The organism is Lysobacter sp. Soil_N_51 (assembly GCF_057655755.1).
Genome location: NZ_JBDGLR010000021.1, coordinates 1 through 3,776, shown reverse-complemented (window position 1 = coordinate 3,776; position 3,776 = coordinate 1). Strand labels below are relative to the sequence as shown.

General features: G+C 65.6%; 3 protein-coding genes. 1 reads left to right on the top strand and 2 read right to left on the bottom strand.

Annotation, left to right across the window (positions count from 1 at the left end; genetic code table 11):
- Both AC3A4T_RS24410 and AC3A4T_RS24405 read right to left on the bottom strand, forming a co-directional pair.
- Nucleotides 1-685, bottom strand: a 685-nt coding sequence (locus AC3A4T_RS24410) for an outer membrane beta-barrel protein (RefSeq protein ID WP_487677746.1), incomplete at its 3' end; no start/stop codon positions are given.
- A 256-nt stretch (nucleotides 686-941) separates the two neighbouring features.
- Nucleotides 942-2,399, bottom strand: coding sequence for a bifunctional 2-methylcitrate dehydratase/aconitate hydratase (locus AC3A4T_RS24405; RefSeq protein ID WP_487677745.1), 1,458 nt, complete (start codon nucleotides 2,397-2,399; stop codon nucleotides 942-944).
- 232 nt (nucleotides 2,400-2,631) lie between these two features.
- Between AC3A4T_RS24405 and AC3A4T_RS24400 the strand changes: the two genes are divergently transcribed.
- Entirely contained in the window at nucleotides 2,632-3,423 is a 792-nt protein-coding gene (locus AC3A4T_RS24400) for a DODA-type extradiol aromatic ring-opening family dioxygenase (RefSeq protein ID WP_487677744.1), read from the top strand.
- Nucleotides 3,424-3,776: the final 353 nt, after the last annotated feature.

Genomic DNA, 3,776 nt, shown 5'->3' with positions numbered 1-3,776 from the left:
ACCCGGGGCACTTGTCGTCGCAGTTGTTCACGCCGTCGCCGTCGTCGTCCTTGTCCGCGCAGCCCGGCTGCACTTCCGGGGCCGGAGCCACCGGGGCAACGGGTTCCGGACCCAGCGGCACGATGATGCCGACCGAAGCCAGCACGTCGCCGAACCAGTCTTCCTGCGGCGCGTTCACGCTCTGGTCGTCGAAGTCGGCGCGGTACGCCAGCTCGGTGCGGATGCCGACGCGGCCCAGGTCACCCTGCACGCCCAGACCGACCTTGGCGGCGAAGTTGCCGTCCTTGCGGTTGGCCGGCGATTGAGGCGACGGGATGAAGTACTCCTCTTCCGAGCGCTGGTAGCCCAGGCCCATCAGCAGGTACGGGTTCCAGTTGCGGCCTTCGGTGACGAAGTGGCGGCGCAGGTCCAGCGAGATGCCGTACTGGCTCCAGTTGGCGTCCTGGTTGGCGTCGAACTTCGGGTTCTGGTAGTTCAGCTCACCGTCGAGCGACCAGTTCTTGCTCAGGAACTTGCCCAGGCCGATCGCGCCGAACGGAGCGTTGCGGGTGCCGCGATCGTTGTCCTGGATGTTCATGCCGGCCGAGCCGGTCAGGTACCAACGGTCGTCGAAGTCCTGGGCGCTGGCGACCTGCGCGAGGCTCAGGCCACCCAGCAGGGCGGCGCAGAGGAGTTTCTTATTCATTGTTGTAGCTCCTGGTTCTAAAAATTATGGAAACCGCGTCTGCGAGGTTTCTACCGTTCAGGACGGTCGCCTGGACGACGCCATCCCGCGCAGAGTAGGTTTGCCAACGTGAAAGCGGTGTTAACAAGCGTCTAACATTCGACCGAGTTCCGTGAATTCTGAGACTGGGTCGCCCTGCGTTCAGTTTCGCGAGGGCGACCCGTTCAGCGCGGAACTGCACTTATAAGGTGTGCAATTGGCCGTCTGCGCTGACGACTTACTTGCCGGTCTGGCTGAACAGCGCCATGAACTCGGTCACCGGCAGGGCTTCGAGTTCGGCCGGGTTGTTGGCCAGGGCCAGCAGGCGGTCGGCCTGGGCGGCCGGCAGCTTGGCCCGCACGGCGGCTTCGAACTTGGCCATCAGCACCGGGATGCCCTCGGCGCGACGCTTGCGGTGGCCGATCGGGAAATCGATCGAGACCTTGTCGGTCGAGCTACCGTCCTTGAAGAACACCTGCACCGAGTTGCCGATGTAGCGCTTGTCGGGGTCGAAGTAGTCCTTGGTGAACTGCTCGTTCTCCTTCACCACCATCTTGTCGCGCAGCGCGTCGATGCGCGGATCGGCGGCGACGGCGTCGACGTAGTCGTCGGCGGTCAGGCGGCCGAAGATCAGCGGCACGGCGACCATGTACTGCAGGCAGTGGTCGCGGTCGGCGTAGTTGGCCAGCGGGCCGGTCTTGTCGATGATGCGAACGCCGGCTTCCTGGGTTTCCAGCTCGACGCGCTCGATCTGGTCCAGCTTGTCCTTGACCTGGTCGTGCAGCTGCATCGCGCACTCGACCGCGGTCTGGGCGTGGAACTCGGCCGGGAAGCTGATCTTGAACAGCACGTTCTCCATCACGTAGCTGCCGAACGGGCGCTCGAACTCGAACTGCTTGCCCTTGAAGGCGATGTCGTAGAAGCCCCAGGTCTTGACGCTCAAAGCGCTGGGGTAGCCGACCACGCCCTTGACGGCGTTGAGCGCGTGGGTGACGGCGCGGCGGCAGGCGTCGCCGGCGGCCCAGCTCTTGCGCGGGCCAGTGTTCGGCGCGTGGCGGTAGGTGCGCAGCACGCCGTTGTCGATCCACGAGTGCGACACGGCGGTCACGATCGCTTCTTTACTGCCGCCCAGCATCTGGGTGGTCACGGCGGTCGAGGCCAGACGGACCAGGATCACGTGGTCCAGGCCGACCCGGTTGAACGAATTCTTGAGCGCGTAGCCGCCCTGGATTTCGTGCGCCTTGATCGCGTGGCCGAGCACATCGCGCACGGTCATGGCCTTGCCGCCTTCGGCCTCGGCCTTGCGGCCCAGGTAGTCGGCGACGCCGAGGATGGCGCCGAGGTTGTCGGACGGGTGGCCCCATTCGGCCGCCAGCCAGGTGTCGTTGAAGTCGAGCCAGCGGATCTGCACGCCGATGTTGTAGGCGGCCTGGACCGGGTCGAGTTCGTGCGCGGTGTACGGCACGCGCGCGCCGCCGCTCATGCCGGCGCCGGGCACCAGCGGGCCGAGGTGCTTGACGCACTCGGGGTGGTCCATCGCCATCGCCGCGCAGGCCAGCGAGTCGAGCAGCATGTAGCGCGCGGTGTCAAAGGCTTCCTTCGAATCGATCTGGTAATCGGCGACGTAGTCGGCGATGTCGACCATCGGCTTGTCGGGATCGGGGCGGACGGTCGAACGGATGTCGAAGTGGCTCATGGGTACGGGGGCCTGCGGACGGGTGAGTTAGCCCGCTATTTTGCCAGACTCGGGCGACGCGGGGCGGCGGCGGGTCCGGCGCGGTCGTGGTGCGGGCCGATCGTGCATCGTTTCTGCACCGGGCCGGACCTCAACAATCAGCGCACTTGATGCGAATTGATCGCAATTACAGAACGATCAGGCACAGCCGTCCAACTTGGAAATCGCCCCGGCGAGGATCACCCTGCTAAGCATGGACATCCCTACTCGCCTGCCCACGCTGTTTCTCTCCCACGGTTCGCCGATGCTCGCGCTGGAGGATTCGCCGGCCGGGCGTTTTCTCGACCAGCTCGGCCAGCAACTGCCGTGGCCGCGCGCGATCGTGATCGCTTCGGCCCATTTCATGACCGACCGGCCGATGGTCGGCGGCCACGACCGGCCGCACACCGTGCACGACTTCGGCGGCTTTCCGCAGCCGCTGTATCAGATTCAGTACCCCGCGCCGGGGCATGCGCGTCTGGCCGAGCAGATCACCCAGCGCCTGGTCGATGCCGGCCTCAACGCCAAGCTGCGCGACAACCACGGCCTCGACCACGGCGTGTGGGTGCCGCTGCGACGCATGTACCCGCAGGCCGATATTCCGGTGGTGCCGTTGTCGGTCATGCCGCACGGGACCGCGGCGCAGCACTATGCGGTCGGTCAGGCCTTGGCGGCGTTGCGGGACGAAGGGGTGTTGGTGATCGGCTCGGGCGGGTTCGTGCATAACCTGGGTGATCTGGACTGGCAGCACCGCGATGCGCCGATGCCGGCGTGGGCGGCGGAGTTCAGTGCGTGGATGCATCAGAAATTGGCCGCGCGCGATCATGCGGCGTTGTTGGACTGGCAGGCGCAGGCGCCCCATGCGCGGCATGCGCATCCGACCGTGGAGCATCTGATGCCGTTGTTCGTGGCGATGGGCGCGGCCGGCGAGGCGCCCGGGGTGCGGACGATTCATCGGTCGCATGAGATGGGGTCGTTGGCGTTGGATGCGTTTGCGTTTGATTGATTGGCGCGAGGTGATGGGGTCGTAGCGGTTGCGGATGTTCGATGCGACGGGTGGGTTCGCGGTCGCGGCTTGCGCCGCTCCTACAGGTAGGCCATGCGGCTTTTGCTTGGGCTTGAAGCCGCGCAGTTCATCCAGCGCTGCGAAGCCACGCACTCGCGTTAGAAAGCGCACACCCGAAGGGCGGCGTGCAGGATGCACGCCGTGCGCCACCGGGACATGGATGTCCCGTGTGGCGCATGCCTACGTCTGCACCGCACGCGCGGGCACTTGATTCAAAAAAAGCGTTTTTCTTTGGTTTGCACTGACTACCCTCAAGTGCATCACCCGCCTTGAGTCCAATCCGATGGGAACGC

Excerpts from the sequence above, each read along its gene's own strand:
- AC3A4T_RS24405 (WP_487677745.1), bottom strand. The coding sequence starts at position 2,399 with ATGAGCCACTTCGACATCCGTTCGACCGTCCGCCCCGATCCCGACAAG.
- AC3A4T_RS24400 (WP_487677744.1), top strand. The coding sequence starts at position 2,632 with ATGGACATCCCTACTCGCCTGCCCACGCTGTTTCTCTCCCACGGTTCG.